Origin of the sequence: Pseudomonas putida S13.1.2, assembly GCF_000498395.2 — a bacterium.
Taxonomy (GTDB): domain Bacteria; phylum Pseudomonadota; class Gammaproteobacteria; order Pseudomonadales; family Pseudomonadaceae; genus Aquipseudomonas; species Aquipseudomonas putida_Q.
The window spans coordinates 3,196,634-3,220,437 of the sequence record NZ_CP010979.1; the positions used below are offsets into that span (position 1 = coordinate 3,196,634).

The following is a 23,804-nucleotide window of genomic DNA, read 5'->3' on the forward strand; positions in this document are numbered from 1 at the left end:
CCCGCCGCCGGCAAACAGCTAAGCTAAGGCAATTGCTTCCAACAGTGCTGGCTCCGCCGTCACTTCCCCATGGTTCAACTGCCCGGACGTATCATGCGCAGCCGCCTGTTACATATTGCATCCTGCCTGCTGCTCACCGCTGCCACCTGCGCGGCGCAGGCCACCGACCTCACCCAGCAACGCCAGTACTACGACGAGGCCAAGCGCGCGCTGGCCAAGGGCGACAAAGGCCCGTACCTGCGCTATGCCCAAGCCCTGAGCGACTACCCGCTGACACCCTACCTGGCCTACGACGAGCTTACCGCCCGCCTCAAAAACGCCAGCAACCAGGAAATCGAAGGCTTTCTTGCCAAGCATGGCGACCTGCCACAGGCCAACTGGATGAAACTGCGCTGGCTACGCTGGCTGGCCGAGCGCGGCGAATGGGACACCTTCGTCAAATACTACGACCCCAAGCTCAACTTTACCGAACTGGACTGCCTCAACGGCCAGTATCAGCTCAGCCATGGCCTGCGCGCCGAGGGCTACGCCACAGCCGACAAACTGTGGAGCGTCGGCAAGTCGCAACCTGCCGCCTGCGACACGCTGTTCGGCATGTGGGCGGCCGAAGGGCAGCTGACCGAAGCCAAGCGCTGGGAACGCACCAAGCTGGCGGCCCAGAGCCGCAACTACGCCTTGGCCAACAACCTGGTCAAGACGCTGACCACGCTCGGCCCGCAGGGGCGTCTGCTGGTCGACGTGGCGCAGAAGCCTGAGCTGCTCAACCAGCCGTCGCGCTTCACCCCGGCCAACGAAGCCATGTCCGATGTGGTCAGCCTCGGCCTGCGCCGCCTGGCCCGGCAGGACCCGGAGCGGGCCATGGCACTGCTCGACGATTACGCCCAGCGCATGCACTTTTCCCGCGACGAAAAAGTTGCCATCGCCCGCGAAATCGGCCTGACCCTGGCACGCCGCTACGACCCGCGCGCACTCGACCTGATGACCCGCTACGACCCCGAGTTGCGCGACAACACCGTCAGCGAATGGCGCCTGCGCCTGCTGCTGCGCCTGGGCCGCTGGGAAGATGCCTACGCGCTGACCAAGCGCCTGCCCCAGGACCTGGCCGGCAGCAGCCGCTGGAAATACTGGCAGGCACGCAGCCTGGAGCTGGCCGAGCCGAACAACCCGCAGATCCCGCTGCTGTACAAGACCGTCGCCCGTGAGCGCGACTTCTACGGTTTCCTTGCCGCCGACCGGGCACAGACGCCGTACCAGCTGAACAACAAGCCCCTGCTGCTGAGCCCGCAACTGGTCAAGAAGGTCCGCAACACACCCGGTATCCAGCGTGCACTGGAATTCCACGCCCGCGGCCAGATCGTCGAGGGCCGCCGCGAGTGGTACCACGTCAGCCGCCACTTCACCCGCGACGAAATGGTTGCCCAGGCACGCCTGGGCTACGATCTGCGCTGGTACTTCCCGGCCATCCGCACCATCAGCCAGGCGCAATACTGGGACGACCTGGACATCCGCTTCCCGATGGCCCACCGCGACACCCTGGTGCGCGAAGCCAAGGTCCGCGGCCTGCATTCGAGCTGGGTATTCGCCATCACCCGGCAAGAAAGTGCATTCATGGAGGATGCGCGCTCGCCGGTGGGCGCCAGCGGCCTGATGCAGCTGATGCCGGCCACGGCCAAAGAGACCGCGCGCAAGTTCAGCATCCCGCTGGCATCGCCGGCGCAGGTGCTGAACCCGGACAAGAACATCCAGCTGGGCGCAGCCTACCTGAGCCAGGTGCACAGCCAGTTCAACGGCAACCGGGTGCTGGCCTCGGCGGCCTACAACGCAGGGCCCGGGCGCGTGCGGCAGTGGCTGAAAGGCGCCAAGCACCTGAGCTTCGATGTGTGGGTGGAATCGATCCCGTTCGACGAAACGCGCCAATATGTGCAGAACGTGCTGTCGTATTCGGTGATCTACGGGCAGAAGCTGAATTCGCCGCAGCCGCTGGTGGATTGGCATGAGCGGTATTTCGATGACATGTAAGGCCTGCTGAACCTGAACCGGCCCTATCGCCGGCAAGCCAGCTCCCACAGGTTCATCACAGGTTCGAAGACTTGTGCGCTACCTGTGGGAGCTGGCTTGCCGGCGATAGGGCCGGTTCAGGCAGCACATTCACTCCAGAACTTCCACCTGCATTCCTACTTCAAGCCACCCACTGCCATCCACTGCCAGGTTCTGCCCGAACAGCACATCCCCCTCCTTTTCGCGGAAGGTCTTGAGCGTTGTCATCGGCTCGCGGTCGATACTGCGCTGCCCGGTTGCCGGATCGATGGTCGTGAAGATGCACCGCACACTGGGCTTGAGCAGGCGAAATTCCAGGTTGCCGATACGGATCCGCTTCCAGCCATCCTCGGCAAACGGCTCCGCCCCTTGCACCACCAGGTTGGGCCGAAAGCGCAGCATTTCCATGGGCCGGCCAATACGCCGGTTGAGCTCGTCCAGCGAGCCCTGCCCAATCAGCAGCAAGGGGAAGCCATCGGGGAACGCCGCCCGATCACTGTTGTAGCCATAGCCATTGGGCAGGTAACGCGCGCGCTGCTCCGGGCAATGCACCAGCCGCACAGCCTTGCCCAGCAACCCGCTCAACCAGGCCGCCGCTGCGTCGCCGGCATCCGGCACGCGCAAGGTGTCGCGCCAGATCGTCACGCCGCGCAGGGCGTCATCGGCAGCGGGCACAGGCACCTGCAACGGCACCCGCCCAGGCGCCTGCAGCAGTAACTGGCCGTTGTCGTCATCGCGCGCGTCGATCTGGCCAAGTTGTGGCCAGGCCCGCTGGGTCAGGCAGCGTCCATTTTCTTCCTCCACGACCATCCAGCGCCGGTCGCCCTGCAACCCCAACAACCCGACCCTTGATGCCTGCAGGCTTTGCGCCTGACCCGACTTCACCGGGTATCGATACAGCTCACTGAGAAACATCCCTGCCGCCTCGCGTCATGCCAAATGCCAAGCTTATACCCGGCAGGCCCGGCGATCACGCAGTGGCGGCATCCAGTAGCAGGCGTTGCTTGACCACATCGACCAGACGATCAGGCTGGAACTTGGACAGGAAGTTGTCGCACCCTACCTTCTTCACCATGGATTCGTTGAAACTGCCCGAGAGCGAGGTGTGCAAGACTACGTAGAGCTGGCGCAAACGGGCATCGCTGCGAATTTCGGTGGTCAGCCGGTAGCCGTCCATTTCCGGCATTTCGGCGTCGGTGAACACCATCAGCAGTTTTTCGCACACGTCCTCGCCGGCATCGGCCCAGGCCTTGAGCATGCGCAACGCCTTCAGGCCGTCACTGGCCATGTGCAACTTCACGCCCAGCTGAGAAAGGGTGTCGCGCAACTGCGCCAGGGCCACACTGGAGTCGTCAACCAGCAGCACCTCGCGGCCACGGGCACGGGCCAGCACCGGGTCGGCGAGCTTTTCGCCGGAAACCCGGGCGTTGTACGGCACAATCTCAGCCAGCACCTTCTCCACGTCGATGACCTCAACCAGCTTTTCATCGACCTTGGTGATGGCCGTCAGGTAGTGCTGGCGCCCGGCGCTGGCAGGCGGCGGCATGATCGACTCCCAGTTCATGTTGACGATGCGGTCGACGCCGCCCACCAGAAAGGCCTGTACCGAACGGTTGTACTCGGTGACGATGATGGTGCTGTCCGGCCCTGGCTGCAGCGGGCGCATGCCGATCGCCTGGGACAGGTCGATCACCGGCAGGGTCTGGCCGCGCAGGTTGACCACCCCGCAGACGAAGGCGTGGCGTTGGGGCATCAGGGTCAGCTTGGGCAGTTGCAGCACTTCCTGCACTTTGAACACGTTGATCGCGAACAACTGTCGGCCGGCCAGGCGAAACATCAGAATTTCCAGGCGGTTCTCACCCACCAGTTGCGTGCGTTGGTCTACTGTGTCGAGAATGCCAGCCATTGGAAAACCCCCAGGCTTGAGTCAAAAAAGTGAAAACATCCACCCTGTATCGGCGGCTTCACGTACACCTTGACCCTTGCGGGAAAATGCCGTGAAGGCAATTGATATCACTTTACCATCATGCTTTACTGCGGGCATTCCACGGTAAATCAGCAGCGGCGACAAAAGTTCCCCACCTGACCCCGATATCAGGGAAACCCCTAGCTGCAATCGGGCGCAACCTGATGTTCGCGATATCCTTTAGCCATTAATGTGACGCCATTCTCAATGCATGAATGGAGTCAGGCTTTTGCTAGCTATCGTTTTGGCGTGCCCGCCCCCTGCGCCTGCCCTACGCGCGGGGACCTGATCATGGACACTGCCTTATCGTTCGATGACGCCCTGCAGAATTACCTGCTGGATGCCCAGGTATTGCTGACCCAGGCCCAGGAATGCCTGCAGCATCTGGAACTGATCGACAATGATCCGGATGCCTGCCGCTGCCTGGACAACACCCTCGACAACCTTGCCCGGCAGGCCACGCGCCTGGGCCTGCGTGAAGTCGCCCATTACACCAACGCCCTGCAGCAGTTGCTCGCCCCCGCCTGTCACGGCGGTTGCCTGCAACGTGAAGCCCTGCCCGCGCTGGGGGCCTGCCTAACCTTGCTGGCCTGGCAACTGGAACTGCTCGATACCCGTACCGGGCGACTGAACCTGGACATCGGCGAACAACTGGTGTTGCTGAGCGACCTGGCCAAGGTCGTGCAAAAACCCTTTGCGCCGGCCTGTGCTTCCTGCGACGAGCAAGGCAGCGTTTGCCTGCATTCGCACACCACAGTGGCAGTGGGCACAGGCACCGGCCGCTGGAATCCACCGTATTAACCTGACACAAAGTGCAACTAAGCACGATTATTCACGCCCTGCCGAGATCGAACTTGAAAAGTTCTGCAAGCTTTCGGGGGCCACGTTGGATCATTACCGCACTAGTTGCACGACAAGTGTGTAATGCGCGATCAATGGGTGGCATTTTGCTACCCGCCAATGCCCGACTTGCAGGCGTTTCAAGGCGTTACCCAGCCGCGACCGATACAGTGCGAAGTGGTAATATGCGCCCCCACAAACGCTTGCAACCTGAATAAAGGTTGAACGATCACGTGTTCAAAAAAACATCGAAAGTACTGCGCCAAAGCCTCTGAGCAGCATTGTGCAAGGCCTTCATCAGCAATACTTCAGTGGCTTCCCTACCTATGCTCCCACGCTTGAAGACTTCTTTGCGTTGCTGGTCCCGCGTTGCCCTGCTGCGTTGGGCGACCGCCGCGCTATGCGTGGCCTCGCTGGGTGCCAACCTGATACTGCACCTGGCCAACCAGGCAGTCCCGGCCACCCTGCTGGTGCTGCAACTGGCCGCTACGCTCGGTACCGTGGTCTGCCTGGGCCTGAGCGCCAGGTCGATCAGCCTGCGCCCGGCAGAACTGGCCGAGCGTATGCTCAAAGTCCAGGAAGACGAGCGCCAGCATTTGAGCCGGGAACTGCACGACGACATCGGCCAGATGCTCACTGCCGCCAAGCTGCAACTGCAGTGGCTGCAACGGCGCATGCCCGACGAGCTGCAGGGCCACTGCAACACCCTGCGCAGCACGCTGGATGACACCCTGGGCAACGTGCGCGACGTGTCAGCCCTGCTCAACCCTCGGCAACTGGCCAGCCTTGGCCTGGAAGCCAGCCTGCGCGCGCACCTGGTGCGCACCCTGGCCAGCAGCGGCGTGCACTGGAGCCTGGCGTGCAACCAGCGCCTGGGCGGCATCGACGAGGCGGTGGCCATGGCGGTGTTTCGCATTACCCAAGAGGCCGTGACCAACATGCTGCGCCACGCCCAGGCAAACAACCTGATCATCCAGTTGCAGCGCACCCCCGAGGGGCTGGCGTTGTCGATCCACGACGATGGCCGTGGGTTCGTCCCGGCACGGCACCCGGCCGAAGCTGGCCAGCGTGGCCTGGCCGGCATGCAGGAGCGGGTCACCGCGTTGCAGGGCAGCCTCGACATCACCAGCCAGCTCGGCCTGGGCACGCGTATCGAGGCGGTGTTCCCATGGCCTGCGCGTACCCAGCAACGCGCCGGGAGTACTGCCACCCATGCCCTGTAGACTGCTGCTGGTAGACGACCACTCGCTGATCCGCGCCGGTGTGCGCGCACTGGTCTGTGACATCGCCGGCTATGACGTAATCGGGGAGGCCGACGACGGCAGCCAATTGCTCGAACACGTGCGCGCGCTGGCGCCCGACATCGTCCTGCTGGACATCTCCATGCGTTCGACCAACGGCCTGGACGCCCTTACCCAACTGCGGGCAAGCGGCAGTACCTGCAAGGTGCTGATCCTGTCGATGCACACCGACCCGGACCTGATCATGCGGGCCCTGGAAAGCGGCGCCCACGGCTACCTGCTCAAAGACACCAGTGCCACCGAGCTGGAACACGCCCTGGGCGCGGTGCGCAACGGCGAACGCTACCTCAGCCCGGCTATCGCCCACACCGTCATCAACCAGGCCCTACGGCACACCAGGCAGGGCAAGCAAGCGGCTGGCGAGCGGCATAATCTCACGGCGCGACAACTGGAAATCCTGCGCCTGATCGTGCGCGGCAAGGCCACCCGGGAAATCGCCACAGGGCTGGGCCTGTCGATCAAGACCGTAGAAACCCACCGCTCGCAAATCATGAAGCGCCTGCAGATTCACGACGTCGCCGGCCTCGTGCTGTTCGCTGTACGCGAGAACATCATCAGCCTGGATGACTAAGCAACGGCGAGCCGGCCGGCAGGTGCAGGCGTAACGCGGCGGGCCTGGCCTGGAAGCGCAGGCTTTCGGCCTGCAACGGCTCGCCATCAAGGTTCATGTCCAGGCCTTGCGCGCTCTTGATCTCTACCCAAGGCAACCTGGCGCGAACGAACAGGCCGTCACCTGCCAGCAGGTCGCGCAGCGCGCCCACCATCTCTTGCGGCGCTGGCAGGATGGCGATGTCGAGCAAACCGTCATTCACAACCGCGTCGGGGCATAGCACTTGCCCGCCCCCCGCCTGGCGACCATTGCCGATACCCAATGCCAGCAAGCTGCCCTGCCACTGGAAGTCAGGCCCCTGCAGCTCCACCGAGGCTGCCTGCAGTTCGCTGAAACGCGACAACCCAGTGAACAGGTAGGCCGCAGCACCCAGCACTTTTTTCAGGTCTTCGGAGGTGTTGGCGGTGACCTGGCTACCAAACCCGCCTGTGGCCATGTTGAGAAACAACTGGTCGCCGGCCTGGCCCAGATCGATGGCCTGCGCCGGTGCATTCAGCAGCGCCAGCGCCGCGGCAGGCTCCAGGGGTATGCCGGCGGCTCTGGCGAAATCGTTGGCCGTGCCAAGGGGCAACAGCGCAAGGCTGGCCTCGGCACACGCCAGCCCCATCGCCTCGGCCACATCCCGCAAAGTGCCGTCCCCACCGCCGGCGACGATATGGCTGTAGCCAGCCGCCAGCGCCTCGCCAACCAGGCGCTGCGCGTCACCTGCCTCCCAGGTGACACGCACATCCAGCACCCAGCCGGTATCGCGCAGGTCGCGCACGGCGCTGCGCAGCTCTTCATTCATCGCCTGCTTGCCGTGCAGGATCAGCATAGCCTTGCGCCCTTGCATCGCGCGTCTCCGTGAAGTTGACCGACCCAGATCTCGACCACGCACGCGCCCGGATCGTTGCATGCCCGCAAAAAAATACAGAAGCCAGCGTGGTCTTTTCCCCACACCCGATAATGCGCGCTATGCTCAGAAAATGAACTGTTGACAAGTTTTTGACCCAGGCAAACAACCCCTCCTCTGGAGTCATTCTTTTGACGCCAGTTTGCCGGGCTCGAAACCCCAGCCAAGGACGCGCCCCGGCAGTGGTGTCAAGCACCCTGCCGATGGGCGCGTCTTTTCATCCGCGGCCTTTAGCGAGGATTCCGGGTCATGCGCATTCTCTGGACACTGCCCTACCTACCATGGCCGACCACCAGTGGCAGCAAGACCCGGCAATACCACCTGATGCGCGCACTGGCACAGCAGGGCCACCGCATTACCCTGTTGGCGCAGTCGAAAATCCCCCTCAGCGATCCCGCCCGCGAAGCCCTGGAGCCACTGCTCGAACGCCTGATCGTCATGCCCCGCCGGCCACTGCACAGCCCGCTGAACCTCCTGGCTTCGCCCATCATCGACTACCCCATGCGGGCCATCATCAACGGCCTGTCCCCTTGCCTGCGGCACCGTTTCGAGCAGTTGCTGGACGAACCCTGGGACGTGATCCAGATCGAGCACAGCTATAGCTTCCAACCTTTCGAAAAGGCCCTGCAGGCCCGCGGGCTGCCCTACATGCTTAGCGAACACACGCTGGAGTCGGTGATGGGCGGTGCCTGCCACGACCGGCTGCCCCTGTGGCTGCGCCCACTCAACGCCTTTGACCGCTGGCGCTACCGGCGCTGGGAACACAGGGTGCTATGCCAGCCCACCGAACTGGTGGCGGTTAGCGCCCACGATGCCGAGCTGATCGCGCAGATCAGCGGGCGACCGGTCAACGTGGTGGTCAATGGTGTGGATTGTGATTTCTACCAGCATGTGGAACCTGCGTTACACAGCCAGCGCCTGCTGTTCGTCGGCAACTTCGAATATGGCGCCAACCAGGAGGCCATCGAGTGGGCGCTGGAAGACATCATGCCCCAAGTGTGGATGAGCAACCCGGCGGTGCGCCTGGCAATAGCCGGGCATGCCCTGCCGGCTAGCTGGAAATTGCACTGGAACGACCCGCGCATCGAATGGTTCGGCTACCGCCCTGACCTGCGTGAGTTGCAAAAACGTTCGGCACTGTTCTTCGCGCCGCTGCGCTATGCCGGCGGCTCCAAGGTAAAAATCCTCGAGGCCATGGCTGCAGGCCTACCGGTGATCACCACCGGCAAAGGCGTATCGGGCCTGACTGCAAACAACGGTGAGCACTACCTGGGCAGTGATGACGGCGACCAGCTGGCACTGCTGATCACCCAACTGCTCAACCAGCCTTGGCGCATGAGCCAGTTGAGCGCTGCCGGGCGCCAGTTCGCTCGCCAGCGCCATGACTGGAGCGTGGCCGCTCAGCAACTGGAGAACGTGCACATGCGCCTGGCCCAGGCGGCACCGGCCGAGGCCGCGCCACTGGGCAGCGCCTGGCTGGGCCGCTCAGCCAAGTAGCTCGCTGAAAGGAATGAACGGCACGCTGTCGCCCTGTTTCGGCGTGCTGCCCTCTCGCACTTCAACCAACCCCTCGGCCCACGCCGCGCTACGCAGCACGCCGGAGCTCTGGTTCTTGTAGATACGCACCTGGCCTTGCTCGATGCGTGCACGCAGGTACTCGCGCCGCGTGCCGGCCTTGGGCCAGTCAAAGCCTGCTGGCATGTCGAAGCGCAGCGGCGTGACATCGGCCACGCCCTGGCGGCGCAACAGATAGGGCCGCGTCAGCAGGCCAAAGGTGACCAGGGTAGAGGCCGGGTTGCCCGGCAGGCCGATCACCGGCACGCCCTGGAAGTGGCCGAAGGTGAGTGGCTTGCCCGGCTTGATCGCCAGCTTCCACAAGGCCAACTCGCCGGCTTCGCGCAGGGCCGCTCCCAAATAGTCGGCCTCGCCCACCGAGACACCGCCGGTCGACAAGATCAGATCAACGTCACCCAGCGAGGCCAGGCACGCCCGGGTAAGCCCCAGATCATCCGGCAAGATGCCTGCATCGACCACGTCGCAGCCCAGCCGCTGCAACCAGCTGACCAGCAGCCGGCGGTTACTGTTGTAAATTTGCCCCGGCCCCAGGGGCAGGCCGGGCTCGACCAGTTCGTCACCCGTGGACAGCACCGCCACCCGCACCTTGCGCACCACGTCCAGTCGGCCGTGGCCCAGGGTCGCTGCCAGGCCCAGTTCGATCGGCCCCAGCCGGGTGCCGGCGCTCATCACCTGCTCGCCCTTGCGGGTTTCCTGGCCTTGGGGGCGGATGTTCTGATCGGCCTGCAAGGGTTCGACAAAGCGAACCCGACCGTCGTCGACCACCACGGTGTTTTCCTGCATCTCGACGCAGTCGGCACCTTCAGGCACTGGTGCACCGGTGAAAATGCGCGCACAGGTGCCGGGCTGCAGCGGCTGCGGCGCATGGCCGGCGAAGATCCGCTGGCTGACCGGCAGTGGCTCGCCCTGCCAGTCGGCTTTGCGCAAGGCATAGCCGTCCATGGCACTGTTCGGCCAGGGCGGCAGGTCGAGCGAGGCCACCAGGTCGGCGGCCAGCACGCGGCCTTCGGCCTCGGCCAACGGCAGGTTCTCGATGTCACGGATGGGCGCCGCTTCGGCCAGCGCCAGCAGTTGCGCCAGGGCTTGCTCCACCGGCATCAGTGGCCGGGCCTGGCTGACCTCAGCCACGGCTTTCACAGGCCGCTGCCTGTTTCAGGTGCGCCACGAAGTTGCATGGGCGATGACGGGCATCGAGCTGCTCGGCAAGGATGCCGTCCCAGCCCGTGCGCACCGCGTTGGTCGAGCCCGGCAAGCAGCACACCAATGTGCCGTTGGCCAGCCCGGCCAAGGCTCGCGACTGCACGGTGGAAGTGCCAATGTCGGCCACGGAAATCTGCCGGAACAGCTCACCAAAACCGTCAACCTGCTTGTCCAGCAGGCAAGCCACCGCCTCGGGCGTGCTGTCGCGCCCGGTAAAACCGGTACCGCCAGTAATCAGCACTACTTGCACGCTGTCATCGGCGATCCAGGTGGCGACCTGGGCGCGGATCTTGTACAGGTCGTCCTTGAGCAGTACCCGCTCGGCCAGGCGGTGGCCCGCGGCGCTCAGGCGGTCGACGAACAGCTGGCCAGAGGTGTCGGTGTCGAAGGTGCGGGTGTCGCTGACCGTCAGCACGGCGATGTTCAGCGCCACGAAGGGGGTATCTGCCTTGGCTTTCATGGGTGTCCGTCACAACAGGATGAGATGGTCGCAGTTATATCACAGCGCACCTTTTCCGGCGTTGCCCCCATCAGCCTTGCCCTGGATCAACAGGACAGATTTGTCGCTATGCTGCACTTGGAGTGAACTTGCACTAACGTCCTGCGTCATAAATGTCATCTAGCACCATCGCACTTGGAGAAACACGATGATCAAACGGACCCTACCCGCCTTCATGCTTGCCTTGGGCCTGGGCGCCCTCGCTGGCTGCTCGACCCCTACCGTCATCACCCTGAACGATGGCCGGGAGATCCAGGCAACGGACAAACCGTCTTTTGACGAAGACTCCGGTTTCTACGAATTCGAACAGCTCGACGGTAAGCGCACGCGCCTTAACAAGGACCAGATCCGTACCGTCAAAGAGCTCTGATCAGGCACTCGTTTTGGCAAAGGCCCTTTTAACAACAAGGGCTTGTGGGCCAAAACGGGATGCAGTAGGATTTTGTTCATCGGAGTGTAGCGCAGCCAGGTAGCGCGTCTCGTTCGGGACGAGAAGGCCGCAGGTTCGAATCCTGTCTCTCCGACCAGATCCTTTCAAAAAGCCCGCCTTGCGCGGGCTTTTTGTTGCAACTGCAAAAGGTCAGGCGCTCAAGCGCGAGGTTACTTCCCCCAGCTGCCCGGACAACCCATGCAAGCGTTGCCCCGCCTGCTCGGTGTGCTGCACCGACGCCTGGTTGGCCGTGGCAATGCGGGTGATTTCGATCAGGTTGCGCGAGATGTCTTCGGCCACGCTGGTCTGCTCTTCGGCCGCCGTGGCGATCTGCCGGTTCATGTCGCGGATCGCCTCTACCGCCTGGGTGATGCGCTGCAGCATCTGCCCGGCCTGTTGCACCTGCTCGGCCCCCTCTTCGCTTCGCTGCTGGCCGCTTTCGATGGCTTTGACCGCTTCCACCGCTCCAGACTGTACCGCTTCGATGATCTGGTGGATTTCGGCAATCGAGGCTGCCGTGCGCTGGGCCAGGCTGCGTACCTCATCGGCCACTACCGCAAAGCCACGCCCGGCCTCACCGGCGCGGGCCGCTTCGATGGCCGCGTTGAGCGCCAGCAGGTTGGTCTGCTCGGCAATACCACGGATCACTTCCAGCACTTTGCCGATGCGGGTGCTGTCATGCTCCAAGTCGCGGATTACCGCCGCAGTGCCGGCGATTTCGCGATTGACCACGCCAATGATATCGATGGTCTGCTGCATTACCTGCTCACCTGCCTGGGCACTGTGGTCGGCGTCATCCGCCGCGCGGGCAGCTTCGGCAGCATGACGGGCGACCTCCTGCGCGGTGGCAGACATCTCGTGCATGGCCGTGGCCACCTGGTCGGTACGCTGGAACTGGTCATGGGTGCCGCGGGCCATGTCGCCGGCAATGCTGCGCAGCTGGCCGCTGGCACCTTCCAGCTCCTGGGCATTGTCCTTCAGCCGGCCGACGGTGTCGGCAAGGAAGTCGCGCAGGGTATTGGCCGCACGCGCCAGGCGCCCCAGTTCATCCTCGCGGCGGCTGTCCACGCGGGCGGCAAAACGGCCCTGGCTAAGCTGCGCGACATACTCGATCAACTGGCGGATCGGCTCGATCAGGCTGCGGTTGACCAGCCACAGGCTGAGCAGCCCCACCAGCACCGCCGAGGCCAGCATCACCAGCAAGCCCAGCCATACCGTGCGTTCTGCGCTGGCGCTGATGATGGCCGCACGCTGGCGGGCATCGGCACGCAGTTGCTCGACCAGTTCGCTCATCTGCTCACTGGCGGCTCGATCCACGCCCTTGACCGCCAGGTCGCCGGCTACCGGATCGCCACCCGCGGCGAGGAAGGCCTGGCGGCCCTGCGCATAGGCCTGGCCCAACTGCCGGTGGCTGTCACGCAGCTGCTGCAACGGCGCCTTGAGCCTGGCATCGCTGCTGTCGATCAATTGCCCGAGCAGTTGTTGCACCTGCTGCTCGCGGGCCTGAAACTGCTGCCAGTACTTGTCCATCTCAGCCGGCTGACGCCCGCGCAGCAGCACGTTCTTCCATTCCTGCACCTGGATCTTGAATTGCAGGTTGGCTTCGTCAATCAATTGCGAGGCCCGTAGCGGCCCGTCCACCAGCTCGGCATAACCGCGCACGCTGGACGACAAAAACTGGAAACAGACCAGGGCGATCAGCAGCATCGCCACCAGGCTGCCGCCGAGCAGCGAGAGAATTTGCACTCTGAGGGATTTACGCAACATCGTGGATCTCGAAACCGGAAGGAAAGGAATGGCGCGCATCGGCAACACCAGGTAAGACATTCCATGTCCTTGTTGGCAGGCCAAAAAAAAGCTGCCATCAAGCAATGGCAGCCAGGTCGAGCACTTACGCAACAGTTGAGCCAGATACTCTCAGGCAATTGCTACAAAATTGTTACAGACTCGCGACGCCTTAACCGCTTGTGAATTGCAAGGCTGCCAGCCGCGCATACAGAGGGCTTTCCTCGATCAACTGACGGTGGGTGCCCACTGCTACCACCCGGCCCTTGTCGATGACCGCGATGCGCTCGGCATGCTGCACCGTGGCCAGCCGATGGGCGATCACCAGCGTGGTACGCCCGGCCATCAGGCTGGGCAACGCCTGCTGGATCAGGTGCTCGCTCTGCGCATCGAGCGCGCTGGTGGCCTCGTCCAGCAGCAGGATCGGTGCATCCACCAGCAACGCCCGGGCAATCGCCAGGCGCTGGCGCTGCCCGCCAGACAGGCCGATGCCGCCCTCGCCCAAGGGCGTCTGGTAGCCTTGCGGCAGCTGCCGGATGAATTCGTCGGCATGGGCGCCATGCGCAGCTGCTTCGACTTCGGCCTGGGTAGCATCGGGGCGGCCATAACGGATATTGGCCTCCACCGTGCCGCGAAATAGTGAGGGGTTTTGCGCCACCAGGGCGAACTGCCGTCGCAGTTGGTCGGGATCCAGCTCGGTAAGCGGCTGACCATCGAGCAGAATGCGCCCTTGCTGCGGGTCGTAGAAGCGCAGCAACAAATCGAACAGGGTCGACTTGCCCGCCCCCGAGGGGCCAACCAAGGCCACGGTCTGCCCAGGCTCGATGACCAGGCTCAGGCCATCGACAGCCGCCACCGAAGGCCGTGACGGGTAGGCGAACACCAACTGCTGCAGCTCGATATGTCCGCTGGCCCGCTGCTGCGGTAACGCCTGCGCCACAGTGGGTGGCAGAATCGCACTGCGCGCCGCCAACAGCTCGGCAATACGTTCGGCCGCACCCGCTGCACGTTGCAGCTCGCCGATCACCTCACTGAGGGTGCCGAATGCGCTACCGACGATCAGGCTGTAGAAGACAAAAGCCGCCAGCTCGCCTGCAGAAATACGCCCGGCGATCACATCCATGCCGCCGACCCACAGCATCACCCCCACCGCCCCCAACACCAGCACGATCACCAGCGTAATCAGCCAGGCACGCTGGGCAATCCGCTTGCGGGCCACGCCAAATGCGGCTTCGACCGTGTCGGCGAACCGCTCGCGGTCGTGCGCCTGGTGGTTGTAAGCCTGTACCGTCTTGATCTGCCCCAGGGTCTCGGCCACGTAGCTGCCCACATCGGCCACCCGGTCCAGGCTCTGGCGCGACAGGCTGCGCACCCTGCGACCAAACAGCAGGATCGGTGCCAGCACCAGCGGCAAGGCCACCACCACGATGCTGGTAAGCTTGGGGTTGGTGATGAACAGCAGCACCACACCGCCAATGACCATCAGCGCGTTGCGCAGGAACATCGACAGCGATGAGCCGATGACCGATTGCAGCAAGGTGGTGTCGGCGGTCAGCCGCGACTGGATCTCGGAGCTGCGGTTGTCTTCGAAAAAACCGGGGTGCAGGCCAATCAGGTGGTCGAACACGGCACGGCGGATATCGGCCACGCAGCGCTCGCCAATCCACGACACCAGGTAGAAACGGCTGAAGGTGCCCACTGCCAGGGCCAGCACCAGCAGCAGGAACAGCCCGATGGTCTGGTTGAGCTGGTGCGCGGAGCGGGTCATGAAGCCCTGGTCTACCAGCAGGCGAATGCCCTGGCCCATGGACAGGGTGATGGCGGCTGTGACCACCAGGGCCAACAAGGCCAGCAGCATCTGCCGGCGGTACGGACGGACGAACTGCCAACCCAGGCGCAAGGCACGGCGGTGGCGAGGGGAAACCGATTCGGGCATGGTGGCGACCACAGTGGCGGGGAAGCCGCAGACTACCATTCATCCGGGTCTGGGAAATGCCTGCAGCTTGGTATAACGCATCGGTCTAAAAAATGATGGAGCTTTGGAAGCGTTTCTGTTGGACTGTTGCTGCCGTGACACAGAAGCTGTCACAGGCCAGTCACGGCGCAGGGCTACCCTGAACTTGAACCTGAAGAGGAGACAGTGCATGAGCTTGCAGCATGGCAGCGACAACCATAAGCCCCAGACCACCCCGCAATCACAGGCATGCGGTTCGATCATCGACGGCAAGGGACGCGAAGTGCCTATCACCGAGCAGATGATCCAGCAGGCCTGCAAGGCCCTGGAAGAGAGCCGGGTCGAGCGCGTACACAAAGGTTGATCGGCGATTTTTTTGCAACCCGGCGCCTGCGCCGGGTTTTTAATGCCTGACAGCCAGTGTACGCCGCCCCTTGTAGGAGCGGCCTTGCGTCGCGATCGGGCCGCAAGGCCGCTCCTACAGGGGGGCCGCAAAAACCTGCGGGAATTGCGAGCCTGTCAGACCAACTCCGCCCCCAAGGCACTGACCAGCTGCGCCAGCTGCGGCGACTCCCCACGCAAGCGCACCGCCAGCCCTTCGATCTCGCGTCGCGGCGGGTATTGCTTGCGCAACTGGTCGAACGCCGCACGCTGCTGCTGCGGGTCATCACTCAGGCTGCGACGGAAGTCGGCATCGTCGCGGCGTGGGTCGTACACGGCGCGGCACAGGGTCGCCAATGCCCAGGCCGGGTCGGTGCTGGCATCCAGCTCGATCTGCGCCAGTGGCGGCCGGGGCAGCAAGTCTGCCAGCTGCACCTGCTCGTCCACACCCAGGAACCGGCACAGCGCCTGGTAGATCTGCGCGGTGCCACGCTGGCGGCCGTCGAGGCTGTAGCCGGCAATGTGCGGCGAGGCCAGTGTGCACAGGTCGGCCAATTGCAGGTCGACCTGTGGCTCGCCCTCCCACACATCCAGCACCGCATGCACGTCTTCACGGTCCAGCAGCAGCTCGCGCAAGGCGGCGTTGTCCACCACTGGGCCACGGCTGGCGTTGATCAGCCAGGCACCTGGGCGCAACTGTGCGAGCTGCGCCTGGCCCAACAGGTGCCAGGTCGGGTGCTCGCCACCGCGCTGCAACGGGGTATGCAGGCTGATTACATCGCACTGTTGCACAATGGTTTCCAGGCTGACGTAGTTGCCGCCCTCGGCGGCCTGGCGCAACGGGTCGCACACCAGCACCTTCCAGCCCAGGCCGTGCAGCACCCGCACCAGGCGGCCACCCACCTCACCCGCGCCCACCACGCCATATACGCGCTCAGGCAGTGCCGCGCCATCCAGCTCGGCCAGGGTCAGCAGGCTGCCTAGCACGTAGTCGACCACACCGCGGGCATTGCAGCCCGGTGCACTGCTCCAGCGGATGCCCGCCTCGGCAAAGTAGTCCAGGTCGAGGTGATCGGTGCCGATGGTGCAGGTGCCTACAAAGCGTACGCGGCTGCCTTCGAGCAACTGGCGGTCGACTTTGGTTACCGAGCGCACCAGCAGGATGTCGGCGTCCTTGACGCTGGCGGCATCGAGGCTTCGGCCGGGGTAACGGCGGATTTCACCGAAACCCTGGAAGAAGGCATCGAGCAGCGGGATGTTCTCGTCGGCAACTATCAGCATGGCGCTCTCCTGTCTGGGGAACGCAGTGTAGGCGCAACGCCGGGCGTGTTCCAGAGCGCTTCAGTCGGCTTTTTTGCGGATCCAGTACAGGAAGGTACCGGCGTCCTCTTGCTGTTGCAGCAGTTCGTGGCCGAGGAAGTTGCAGAATTTGGGAATGTCGCGGCGGGTTGACGGGTCGGTGGCGATGACCTTCAGCAGGCCACCAGCGGCCAGGTCACGCACGTGCTGGTGCAGCATCATCACCGGTTCCGGGCAGTTCAGGCCGGTGGCATCGAGGATGGCGTCGGGGGTGAAATCGGTCATGGGGGGCTCCGAAAATGATCGCCATTGTCGCGCATAGCGCGACGCGGTCCAAGCACCGCTTGAGAAATGCGCAGCTGCCCGCCCAGCCAGCCCAACCCAGCTCTTGATCTTGATCTTGATCTTGATCTTGATCTTGCATTTGATCTTCGCGACTTCAGGAGGCCGAGCGCAGGGCTTGCGGAGGGAGGTGACGGGCATGGATGCCCGTCAAGCGCTGGGCCCCAGGATGGGGCCTGCAGCGCGGTCCTCCCGGGAGCGAGGCCGGAGTGAGGGAACCCCGGAGCGCAGCGCAGGGGCCGGATGATCGGAGCGCAGCGTTTTTTGGTTACTTTTTGTCGCGTTTGACAAAAAGTGACTCGCCGTAAGGGCGAAAAGGTGAGTATGCGTCGCCATCGCAAATGGAGTTTTCGACATATCAAAACCAACGCTTAAGCTTTTAGCTTTTTTGGTGTGGGCATTCACACCGAGCAGACATTCGTTCGCGCAGGTGGCGCCAAGTCACCTTTCCGCCCTTCCGGCGGGTTACTTTGGTCTTGGCCAAAGTAACCAAAGCCGTCCGCTCCCATCATCCGGCCCCTGCGCTACGCTCCGGGGCTCCCTCGCTCCGGGCTTGCTCCCGGGAGGACCGCGCTGCAGGCCCCATCCTGGGGCCCAGCGCTTGACGGGCATCCATGCCCGTCACCTCCCTTCGCAAGCCCTGCGCTCGGCCTCCTGAAGTCGCAATCTGCGTCGCCTGGACTATCGCGCGTTCAGAAGCAAAAGCCGAAGCAAGAGCAAAGCGATAGGCGCGCTGATCAGCGCGGTTTCAGATCAAGCCGGCGCAGGTGGCAAGTCACTTCCTCACGGTCGTGGTACAGCTGCTTGCAGGCAATCGACACCCTGATCTTGCGCGCCTTGAACGTCGCCTCCATGCGGTCGAGCAGCCGGCGCACTTCGGCATAGCGCTGCTTCATCGGCAGTTTCAGGTTGACCACTGCCTCGCGGCACAACCCCTCCCCCAGCCACGTTTCGATCAGCGAGGTGCTGCGCGCCGGCTTCTCGACGATGTCGCACACCATCCAGTCCACCGGCTGCTTCGGCTGCCAGGTAAAACCATCAGCCATCAGGTGCTGAACCAGGCCGGTGTCCATCAGGCTTTCGGCCATCGGGCCGTTGTCGATGGCGGTCACCAGCATGCCACGGCGCACCAACTGGTAAGTCCAGCCACCCGGCGAAGCGCCCAGATCAACGCCGGTCATGTCATCGCCCAGGCGCTGGTCCCACTGCTCGCGCGGGATGAACTGGTGCCACGCTTCTTCCAGCTTGAGGGTCGAGCGGCTGGGTGCCTCGCGAGGGAATTTCAGGCGCGGAATACCCATGGGCCACAGCGCACTGTTGTTGGCCGGGGCAACGCCGGCGAACACCCGCCGGCCGCTGATGAAGGTGAGCAGCAGGCGTGGGCGGCTGGCGTCGTCAACCAGGCGGCCGGCCTTTTCCAGCGCCTTGCGCAGCGGCACTTCGAACTTGCGGCAGAACGTGGACAACTCCTTGCCGTCGTTACTGTCCAGCACTTCCAGCCACAGGCTGCCAAACACCGGCAGGTCGGCCAACTGCGCCAGCAGCACACTGATGCGGTCACTTTCCGGCAGCTCGACATAACCGCCCCGGGCCCACTGCCGCGGGAAAATCAGCTCGTTGAAACGCAGCGCCCCCATCAGCCGCTCGGCACCGCCTTCTTCGGTACAGACAAACTCGGCGCTGGCACTGTGCGGCTTGCCTTTGGCATAGCCCGCAATGCCCAGGCGGGCGGCATGTTCGCTGATTTCGGCGCACACCTCGCCCTCGAAACCGGGCCGGCAATGCATGAACAGGGTATTCATCTCTCACTCCACTACGGCTGGCGCGCAACAGGCGCCGGCAGGGCGGCGATAATAAAGGAAGTTCGGAACCTGCGACACGCCCCGCCGGTCCAGAAAAGGGTCAGGGGCCGCAAAGCGGTCTAACCTGACCACTCAGCCAGGTCCGTACCGTGCGGATCGACACAGAGCGGTGACACCGGCAGACCTTGAGTATTTGCCGGGCACCGGCGCAGAAGGAGTTGGCAATGCCCTCGCTCGATAGCCTGAACACCCTCAAGCCCCTCCAGGTCGGGAACCAGACCTACCACTATTTCAGCCTTACCGAGGCCGCCCGCCAGTTGGGTGACCTGCAACGCCTGCCCATGTCGCTGAAGGTGCTGCTGGAAAACCTGCTGCGCTGGGAGGACGGCCATACCGTCACCGGCGACGACTTGCGCGCCATCGCCCAATGGCTGAGCGAGCGGCGCTCTGACCGCGAGATCCAGTACCGCCCGGCGCGTGTGCTGATGCAGGACTTCACCGGCGTGCCGGCCGTGGTCGACCTGGCCGCCATGCGCGCGGCAATGGCCAAGGCGGGCGGCGACCCGCAGCGGATCAACCCGTTGTCACCGGTGGACCTGGTGATCGACCACTCGGTAATGGTCGACCATTACGGCACCCCAAAAGCCTTCGGCGAGAACGTGGATATCGAAATGCAGCGCAACGGCGAGCGCTATGCCTTCCTGCGCTGGGGCCAGAGCGCCTTTGACAACTTCCGCGTAGTGCCGCCGGGCACCGGCATCTGCCACCAGGTCAACCTGGAGTACCTGGGCCGCACGGTGTGGACCCGTGAAGCCGATGGCCGCACCTACGCCTTCCCCGACACCCTGGTCGGTACCGACTCGCACACCACCATGATCAATGGCCTGGGCGTGCTCGGCTGGGGTGTCGGCGGCATTGAAGCAGAGGCGGCCATGCTCGGCCAACCCGTGTCGATGCTGATCCCCGAGGTAATCGGCTTCAAACTGACCGGCAAGCTGCGCGAAGGCATTACCGCCACCGACCTGGTGCTGACGGTAACGCAGATGCTGCGCAAGAAGGGTGTGGTGGGCAAGTTCGTCGAGTTCTATGGCGACGGCCTGGCCGAACTGCCCCTGGCTGACCGTGCGACCATCGCCAACATGGCGCCGGAATATGGCGCCACCTGCGGTTTCTTCCCGGTTGACCAGGTGACGCTGGACTACCTGCGCCTGTCGGGCCGACCAGACGCGACTGTGCAACTGGTCGAGCAGTACTGCAAGGCCCAGGGCCTGTGGCGCCTGCCGGGGCAGGAGCCGTTGTTCAGCGACAGCCTGGAACTGGACATGCACGAGGTCGAAGCAAGCCTGGCCGGGCCCAAGCGGCCGCAGGACCGCGTGGCGCTGGGCCAGGTCAGCCAGGCCTTTGACCATTTCATCGAACTGCAGCCCAAACCGCTGGCCAAGGAAGTCGGCCGCCTGGAAAGCGAGGGCGGCGGCGGCGTGGCGGTGGGCAACGCCGACCAGGCTGGCGAGATCGACTACAGCCATGGAGGCCAGACTCACACCCTGCGCGATGGCGCCGTGGTGATTGCCGCGATCACCTCGTGCACCAACACCTCCAACCCCAGTGTGATGATGGCTGCCGGGCTGGTGGCGAAAAAGGCCGTGGAAAAAGGCCTGCAGCGCAAACCCTGGGTCAAGAGCTCTCTGGCGCCGGGCTCCAAGGTGGTCACCGACTACTTCAAGGCAGCCGGGCTCACCCCCTATCTCGACCAACTGGGCTTCGACCTGGTCGGCTATGGCTGCACCACCTGCATCGGCAACTCCGGCCCGCTGGACGAAGCGATCGAGCAAGCCATCGGCAGCGCCGACCTCACCGTGGCCTCGGTGCTGTCGGGCAACCGCAATTTCGAAGGCCGCGTGCACCCGCTGGTCAAGACCAACTGGCTGGCCTCGCCGCCGCTGGTCGTGGCTTACGCACTGGCCGGCAGCGTGCGCCTGGACCTGACCCGCGACCCGCTGGGCACAGGCAAGGACGGCCAACCGGTGTACCTGAAGGATATCTGGCCAAGCCAGCAGGAAATTGCAGCGGCCGTGGCCAAGGTCGATACCGCGATGTTCCACAAGGAATACGCCGAAGTGTTTACCGGCGATGCGCAGTGGCAGGCCATCGAGGTGCCACAGGCTGCCACCTACGTGTGGCAGGCCGACTCTACCTACATCCAGCACCCACCGTTCTTCGACGACATCAGCGGTCCGCCACCCCAAATCGCCGACATCCAGGGCGCGCGAGTGCTGGCGCTGCTGGGCGACTCGGTGACCACCGACCATATCTCCCCTGCCGGCAACATCAAGGCCGACAGCCCTGCCGGGCGCTATCTGCGCGAGAAGGGCGTAGAACCACGCGATTTCAACTCCTACGGCTCGCGGCGTGGCAACCATGAAGTGATGATGCGCGGCACCTTCGCCAACATCCGTATCCGCAACGAAATGCTGGGCGGTGAAGAAGGCGGCAACACCTTGCACGTGCCCACTGGCGAGAAGATGTCGATCTACGACGCGGCCATGCGCTATCAGCAGGAAGGCACCCCACTGGTGGTAATCGCCGGCCAGGAATATGGCACCGGCTCAAGCCGCGACTGGGCGGCCAAGGGTACCAACCTGCTGGGCATCAAAGCGGTGCTGGCGGAGAGTTTCGAGCGCATTCACCGCTCCAACCTGGTGGGCATGGGCGTGCTGCCGCTGCAGTTCAAGGCCGGCCACGACCGCAAGCAACTGGTGCTGACCGGCAAAGAGCGGATCGATGTGCTGGGCTTGAACGGCGCGCAGATCCGCCCGGGCATGAGCCTGCCATTGCGCATTACCCGCGAAGATGGGCAGCAGGAACAGATCGAGGTGCTGTGCCGGATCGATACCTTGAATGAGGTGGAGTACTTCAAAGCCGGTGGAATTCTGCACTATGTGTTGCGACAGATGATCGCTGGCTGAGGCTGGGAGGTTCGGCTGCAGATTTGCGGCGCTCTCGAGACCGAGCGCCGCCCGCGCGGCGCTCGATTTCACAGGCGCCAGAGCTCCAACGACGAACCAACCCCAGCCCCATTAAATAATCATTCAATAAAACCAGTGGCTTGCCGATACCTGTCCAAAGCCCTGCGGACTATCACCCCATGCGTAACAACCAGCCGATTACCCAGAGAGAACGGACTTTCCCTGCCCAGCAGCGGTTGATTTCCACCACCAACGCCAAGGGCGTGATCACCTACTGTAACGATGCCTTCATCGACATCAGTGGTTTCACCCGCGAAGAGTTGACCGGCGCGCCGCATAACCTGGTACGCCACCCCGACGTGCCGCCTGCCGTGTTTGCCCATATGTGGCAAACCCTGAAGCAGGGCCAGCCGTGGATGGGCATCGTCAAGAACCGCTGCAAGTCCGGCGACCACTACTGGGTAAACGCCTATGTCACACCGATTTACGACAACAACCAGGTTGTCGGTTTCGAGTCGGTGCGGGTCAAGCCAACCGCTGAGCAGATTCGCCGCGCCGAAGCACTGTACCAGCGCATCAACCAGGGCAAGCCAGCGGTACCTCGCAGGGACAAGTGGCTGCCGGTGCTGCAGGACTGGTTGCCTTTCATCCTGATCAGCCAGGTGGGCTTCCTGATCGGCAACTGGCTGGGCCATTCCTGGGGCTTTGCCCTGGCTGCAGGGCTATCCGTACCCCTGGGCCTGCTGGGCTTGAGCTGGCAGCAGCGCGGCCTCAAGCGCCTGTTGCGCCTGGCCGAACAGACCACCTCCGACCCGCTGATCGCGCAGATGTTCACCGACAGCCGTGGCGTGCAGGCGCGTCTGGAAATGGCCATGCTCAGCCAGGATGCCCGCATGAAAACCTGCCTGACCCGCTTGCAGGACAGTGCCGAACACCTCAGCGACCAGGCGCGCCAGTCCGACGCCCTGGCGCACAAGAGTTCCTCTGGGCTGGAGCGCCAGCGGGTAGAGACCGAGCAGGTCGCCGCCGCCGTCAACCAGATGGCCGCCACCACCCAGGAAGTGGCCAACCACGTACAGCGCACCGCCGACGCCACCCAGGAAGCCAACCGCCTGACCAGCCAAGGCCGGCAGATTGCCGGGGAAACCCGCGAGGCCATCGAACGCCTGTCGGCAGCGGTGGGCGAAACCGGTCAGACGGTCACCCAACTGGCCAAGGACAGCGACGAGATTGGTGGTGTGGTCGATGTGATCAAGGGCATTGCCGACCAGACCAATTTGCTGGCACTGAATGCGGCCATCGAAGCGGCGCGCGCCGGTGAAATGGGCCGTGGCTTTGCCGTGGTGGCCGACGAAGTGCGTCAGTTGGCCCAGCGCACTGCCGAGTCAACCGGGCAGATCCACGGGCTGATCGCCAAGCTGCAACAAACCGCCAGCAACGCCGTGCTGACCATGGAAACCGGCCACCGCCAGGCGCAGGAAGGCGTCGACCGCGTGATGCAGGCTGACGAGGCACTGGTGGGGATCAGCGAAGCGGTGGCCAACATCACCGACATGGCCACCCAGATTGCCGCCGCGACCGAAGAGCAGACTGCAGTGGCCGACGAAATCAGCCGCAACATCAGCACCATTGCCGAACTGGCCGACCAGACCGCCGAACAGGCGCAGCATTCGGCACTGCTGAGCGAGGAACTGACCAGCACGGCGGGTAGCCAGTATTCGCTGGTGGAGCGGTTCAACCGCTAACGCTCGCGACCTGGCACTCCACCGCTGCGAGTGGCACCGGCTCTGCCGGTGTTCGCGGCTAAAGCCGCTCCCACAGGAACCGAGTGACCTTGAAGCCTGCGCTGTACCTGTGGGAGCGGGCATGCCCGCGAAGAAACCAACGCGGTGGATGGCACCGGCCCTGCCGGTGTTCGCAGGCAT

The 23,804-nt window shown here is 63.9% G+C and carries 20 protein-coding genes, 1 tRNA gene and 1 pseudogene; 10 read left to right on the top strand and 12 right to left on the bottom strand.

Annotation, left to right across the window (positions count from 1 at the left end; translation table 11 throughout):
- Window positions 1-93: 93 nt before the first annotated feature.
- Window positions 94-2,019 carry a transglycosylase SLT domain-containing protein gene (locus N805_RS14135; RefSeq protein ID WP_019472500.1) on the top strand — a complete coding sequence of 642 codons (1,926 nt, stop codon included), beginning with the start codon at window positions 94-96 and terminating at the stop codon, window positions 2,017-2,019.
- A 129-nt stretch (window positions 2,020-2,148) separates the two neighbouring features.
- Here N805_RS14135 and N805_RS14140 read toward each other — a convergent pair whose 3' ends face one another.
- The 3 genes from N805_RS14140 to N805_RS30785 are packed head-to-tail and all read right to left on the bottom strand — an operon-like array spanning window position 2,149 to window position 4,108.
- The gene (locus N805_RS14140; RefSeq protein ID WP_019472501.1) at window positions 2,149-2,952 is read right to left on the bottom strand and encodes an MOSC domain-containing protein; all 804 of its coding nucleotides are present in this window, start codon (window positions 2,950-2,952) and stop codon (window positions 2,149-2,151) included.
- A gap of 55 nt (window positions 2,953-3,007) precedes the next feature.
- Window positions 3,008-3,943 carry a chemotaxis protein CheV gene (locus tag N805_RS14145; protein ID WP_019472502.1) on the bottom strand — a complete coding sequence of 312 codons (936 nt, stop codon included), beginning with the start codon at window positions 3,941-3,943 and terminating at the stop codon, window positions 3,008-3,010.
- Window positions 3,944-3,964: 21 nt separating this feature from the next.
- Complete coding sequence (locus N805_RS30785; RefSeq protein ID WP_157222801.1) at window positions 3,965-4,108, bottom strand: hypothetical protein; 144 nt, start codon at window positions 4,106-4,108, stop codon at window positions 3,965-3,967.
- A gap of 186 nt (window positions 4,109-4,294) precedes the next feature.
- Between N805_RS30785 and N805_RS14150 the strand changes: the two genes are divergently transcribed.
- The 3 genes from N805_RS14150 (at window position 4,295) to N805_RS14160 (ending at window position 6,715) form a co-directional block, all read left to right on the top strand.
- Window positions 4,295-4,804 (top strand): hypothetical protein, encoded by a 510-nt coding sequence (locus N805_RS14150; RefSeq protein ID WP_019472503.1) that lies wholly within the window; start codon window positions 4,295-4,297, stop codon window positions 4,802-4,804.
- 365 nt (window positions 4,805-5,169) lie between these two features.
- Complete coding sequence (locus N805_RS14155; RefSeq protein WP_019472504.1) at window positions 5,170-6,066, top strand: sensor histidine kinase; 897 nt, start codon at window positions 5,170-5,172, stop codon at window positions 6,064-6,066.
- On the top strand, window positions 6,056-6,715 hold the full coding sequence (locus N805_RS14160) for a response regulator (RefSeq protein WP_019472505.1): 660 nt from the start codon (window positions 6,056-6,058) through the stop codon (window positions 6,713-6,715). Before N805_RS14155 ends, N805_RS14160 begins: the two co-directional genes overlap by 11 nt.
- Here N805_RS14160 and yegS read toward each other — a convergent pair.
- A complete protein-coding gene (yegS, locus tag N805_RS14165; protein ID WP_019472506.1) occupies window positions 6,699-7,586 on the bottom strand; it encodes a lipid kinase YegS in 888 nt (295 codons plus the stop codon). The two genes, N805_RS14160 and yegS, sit on opposite strands and share 17 nt — an antisense overlap.
- 309 nt (window positions 7,587-7,895) lie before the next feature.
- Between yegS and N805_RS14170 the strand changes: the two genes are divergently transcribed.
- Window positions 7,896-9,143, top strand: coding sequence for a glycosyltransferase family 4 protein (locus tag N805_RS14170; protein WP_019472507.1), 1,248 nt, complete (start codon window positions 7,896-7,898; stop codon window positions 9,141-9,143).
- Here the strand turns inward: N805_RS14170 and glp are convergent.
- The gene (glp, locus tag N805_RS14175) at window positions 9,132-10,358 is read right to left on the bottom strand and encodes a gephyrin-like molybdotransferase Glp (protein WP_019472508.1); all 1,227 of its coding nucleotides are present in this window, start codon (window positions 10,356-10,358) and stop codon (window positions 9,132-9,134) included. The genes N805_RS14170 and glp overlap by 12 nt on opposite strands.
- Window positions 10,342-10,881, bottom strand: coding sequence for a molybdenum cofactor biosynthesis protein B (moaB, locus tag N805_RS14180; RefSeq protein ID WP_019472509.1), 540 nt, complete (start codon window positions 10,879-10,881; stop codon window positions 10,342-10,344). Before moaB ends, glp begins: the two co-directional genes overlap by 17 nt.
- 187 nt (window positions 10,882-11,068) lie before the next feature.
- Here moaB and N805_RS14185 point away from each other — a divergent pair, with 187 nt between their 5' ends.
- Both N805_RS14185 and N805_RS14190 read left to right on the top strand, forming a co-directional pair.
- Complete coding sequence (locus N805_RS14185; protein WP_019472511.1) at window positions 11,069-11,290, top strand: YgdI/YgdR family lipoprotein; 222 nt, start codon at window positions 11,069-11,071, stop codon at window positions 11,288-11,290.
- Between the two features lie 80 nt (window positions 11,291-11,370).
- Window positions 11,371-11,447, top strand: a tRNA-Pro gene (locus N805_RS14190).
- 53 nt (window positions 11,448-11,500) lie between these two features.
- Here the strand turns inward: N805_RS14190 and N805_RS31290 are convergent.
- The 3 genes and pseudogenes from N805_RS31290 to N805_RS14200 form a co-directional block, all read right to left on the bottom strand.
- The gene (locus tag N805_RS31290) at window positions 11,501-12,268 is read right to left on the bottom strand and encodes a methyl-accepting chemotaxis protein (protein WP_371113234.1); all 768 of its coding nucleotides are present in this window, start codon (window positions 12,266-12,268) and stop codon (window positions 11,501-11,503) included.
- A 165-nt stretch (window positions 12,269-12,433) separates the two neighbouring features.
- A pseudogene (locus N805_RS31295) lies at window positions 12,434-13,177 on the bottom strand (methyl-accepting chemotaxis protein); the annotation flags it as partial.
- A gap of 130 nt (window positions 13,178-13,307) precedes the next feature.
- A complete protein-coding gene (locus N805_RS14200) occupies window positions 13,308-15,071 on the bottom strand; it encodes an ABC transporter transmembrane domain-containing protein (protein WP_026034584.1) in 1,764 nt (587 codons plus the stop codon).
- A 208-nt stretch (window positions 15,072-15,279) separates the two neighbouring features.
- Between N805_RS14200 and N805_RS30790 the strand changes: the two genes are divergently transcribed.
- The gene (locus tag N805_RS30790; protein ID WP_019472514.1) at window positions 15,280-15,453 is read left to right on the top strand and encodes a PA1571 family protein; all 174 of its coding nucleotides are present in this window, start codon (window positions 15,280-15,282) and stop codon (window positions 15,451-15,453) included.
- A gap of 155 nt (window positions 15,454-15,608) precedes the next feature.
- Here N805_RS30790 and pdxB read toward each other — a convergent pair whose 3' ends face one another.
- The 3 genes from pdxB to rlmM form a co-directional block, all read right to left on the bottom strand.
- On the bottom strand, window positions 15,609-16,751 hold the full coding sequence (gene pdxB / locus N805_RS14205) for a 4-phosphoerythronate dehydrogenase PdxB (RefSeq protein ID WP_019472515.1): 1,143 nt from the start codon (window positions 16,749-16,751) through the stop codon (window positions 15,609-15,611).
- 60 nt (window positions 16,752-16,811) lie between these two features.
- Window positions 16,812-17,054 (bottom strand): sulfurtransferase TusA, encoded by a 243-nt coding sequence (gene tusA / locus N805_RS14210; protein WP_016500764.1) that lies wholly within the window; start codon window positions 17,052-17,054, stop codon window positions 16,812-16,814.
- A gap of 794 nt (window positions 17,055-17,848) precedes the next feature.
- On the bottom strand, window positions 17,849-18,913 hold the full coding sequence (gene rlmM / locus N805_RS14215) for a 23S rRNA (cytidine(2498)-2'-O)-methyltransferase RlmM (RefSeq protein ID WP_046811328.1): 1,065 nt from the start codon (window positions 18,911-18,913) through the stop codon (window positions 17,849-17,851).
- Between the two features lie 224 nt (window positions 18,914-19,137).
- Between rlmM and acnA the strand changes: the two genes are divergently transcribed.
- Entirely contained in the window at window positions 19,138-21,879 is a 2,742-nt protein-coding gene (gene acnA, locus N805_RS14220) for an aconitate hydratase AcnA (RefSeq protein WP_028614035.1), read from the top strand.
- Window positions 21,880-22,058: 179 nt separating this feature from the next.
- On the top strand, window positions 22,059-23,624 hold the full coding sequence (locus N805_RS14225) for a methyl-accepting chemotaxis protein (protein WP_028614034.1): 1,566 nt from the start codon (window positions 22,059-22,061) through the stop codon (window positions 23,622-23,624).
- Window positions 23,625-23,804 lie beyond the last annotated feature (180 nt).

Bases quoted from the DNA above. Each gene is read 5' to 3' on its own strand.
- N805_RS14225 (WP_028614034.1), top strand. From the start codon at position 22,059: ATGCGTAACAACCAGCCGATTACCCAGAGAGAACGGACTTTCCCTGCC.
- N805_RS14145 (WP_019472502.1), bottom strand. From the start codon at position 3,943: ATGGCTGGCATTCTCGACACAGTAGACCAACGCACGCAACTGGTGGGT.
- pdxB (WP_019472515.1), bottom strand. From the start codon at position 16,751: ATGCTGATAGTTGCCGACGAGAACATCCCGCTGCTCGATGCCTTCTTC.
- N805_RS14170 (WP_019472507.1), top strand. From the start codon at position 7,896: ATGCGCATTCTCTGGACACTGCCCTACCTACCATGGCCGACCACCAGT.
- N805_RS14200 (WP_026034584.1), bottom strand. From the start codon at position 15,071: ATGCCCGAATCGGTTTCCCCTCGCCACCGCCGTGCCTTGCGCCTGGGT.
- acnA (WP_028614035.1), top strand. From the start codon at position 19,138: ATGCCCTCGCTCGATAGCCTGAACACCCTCAAGCCCCTCCAGGTCGGG.
- N805_RS14160 (WP_019472505.1), top strand. From the start codon at position 6,056: ATGCCCTGTAGACTGCTGCTGGTAGACGACCACTCGCTGATCCGCGCC.
- N805_RS14140 (WP_019472501.1), bottom strand. From the start codon at position 2,952: ATGTTTCTCAGTGAGCTGTATCGATACCCGGTGAAGTCGGGTCAGGCG.
- yegS (WP_019472506.1), bottom strand. From the start codon at position 7,586: ATGCAAGGGCGCAAGGCTATGCTGATCCTGCACGGCAAGCAGGCGATG.
- N805_RS14135 (WP_019472500.1), top strand. From the start codon at position 94: ATGCGCAGCCGCCTGTTACATATTGCATCCTGCCTGCTGCTCACCGCT.
- N805_RS14185 (WP_019472511.1), top strand. From the start codon at position 11,069: ATGATCAAACGGACCCTACCCGCCTTCATGCTTGCCTTGGGCCTGGGC.
- moaB (WP_019472509.1), bottom strand. From the start codon at position 10,881: ATGAAAGCCAAGGCAGATACCCCCTTCGTGGCGCTGAACATCGCCGTG.
- N805_RS14150 (WP_019472503.1), top strand. From the start codon at position 4,295: ATGGACACTGCCTTATCGTTCGATGACGCCCTGCAGAATTACCTGCTG.
- N805_RS31290 (WP_371113234.1), bottom strand. From the start codon at position 12,268: ATGGCCCGCGGCACCCATGACCAGTTCCAGCGTACCGACCAGGTGGCC.
- rlmM (WP_046811328.1), bottom strand. From the start codon at position 18,913: ATGAATACCCTGTTCATGCATTGCCGGCCCGGTTTCGAGGGCGAGGTG.
- N805_RS30790 (WP_019472514.1), top strand. From the start codon at position 15,280: ATGAGCTTGCAGCATGGCAGCGACAACCATAAGCCCCAGACCACCCCG.
- N805_RS14155 (WP_019472504.1), top strand. From the start codon at position 5,170: ATGCTCCCACGCTTGAAGACTTCTTTGCGTTGCTGGTCCCGCGTTGCC.
- tusA (WP_016500764.1), bottom strand. From the start codon at position 17,054: ATGACCGATTTCACCCCCGACGCCATCCTCGATGCCACCGGCCTGAAC.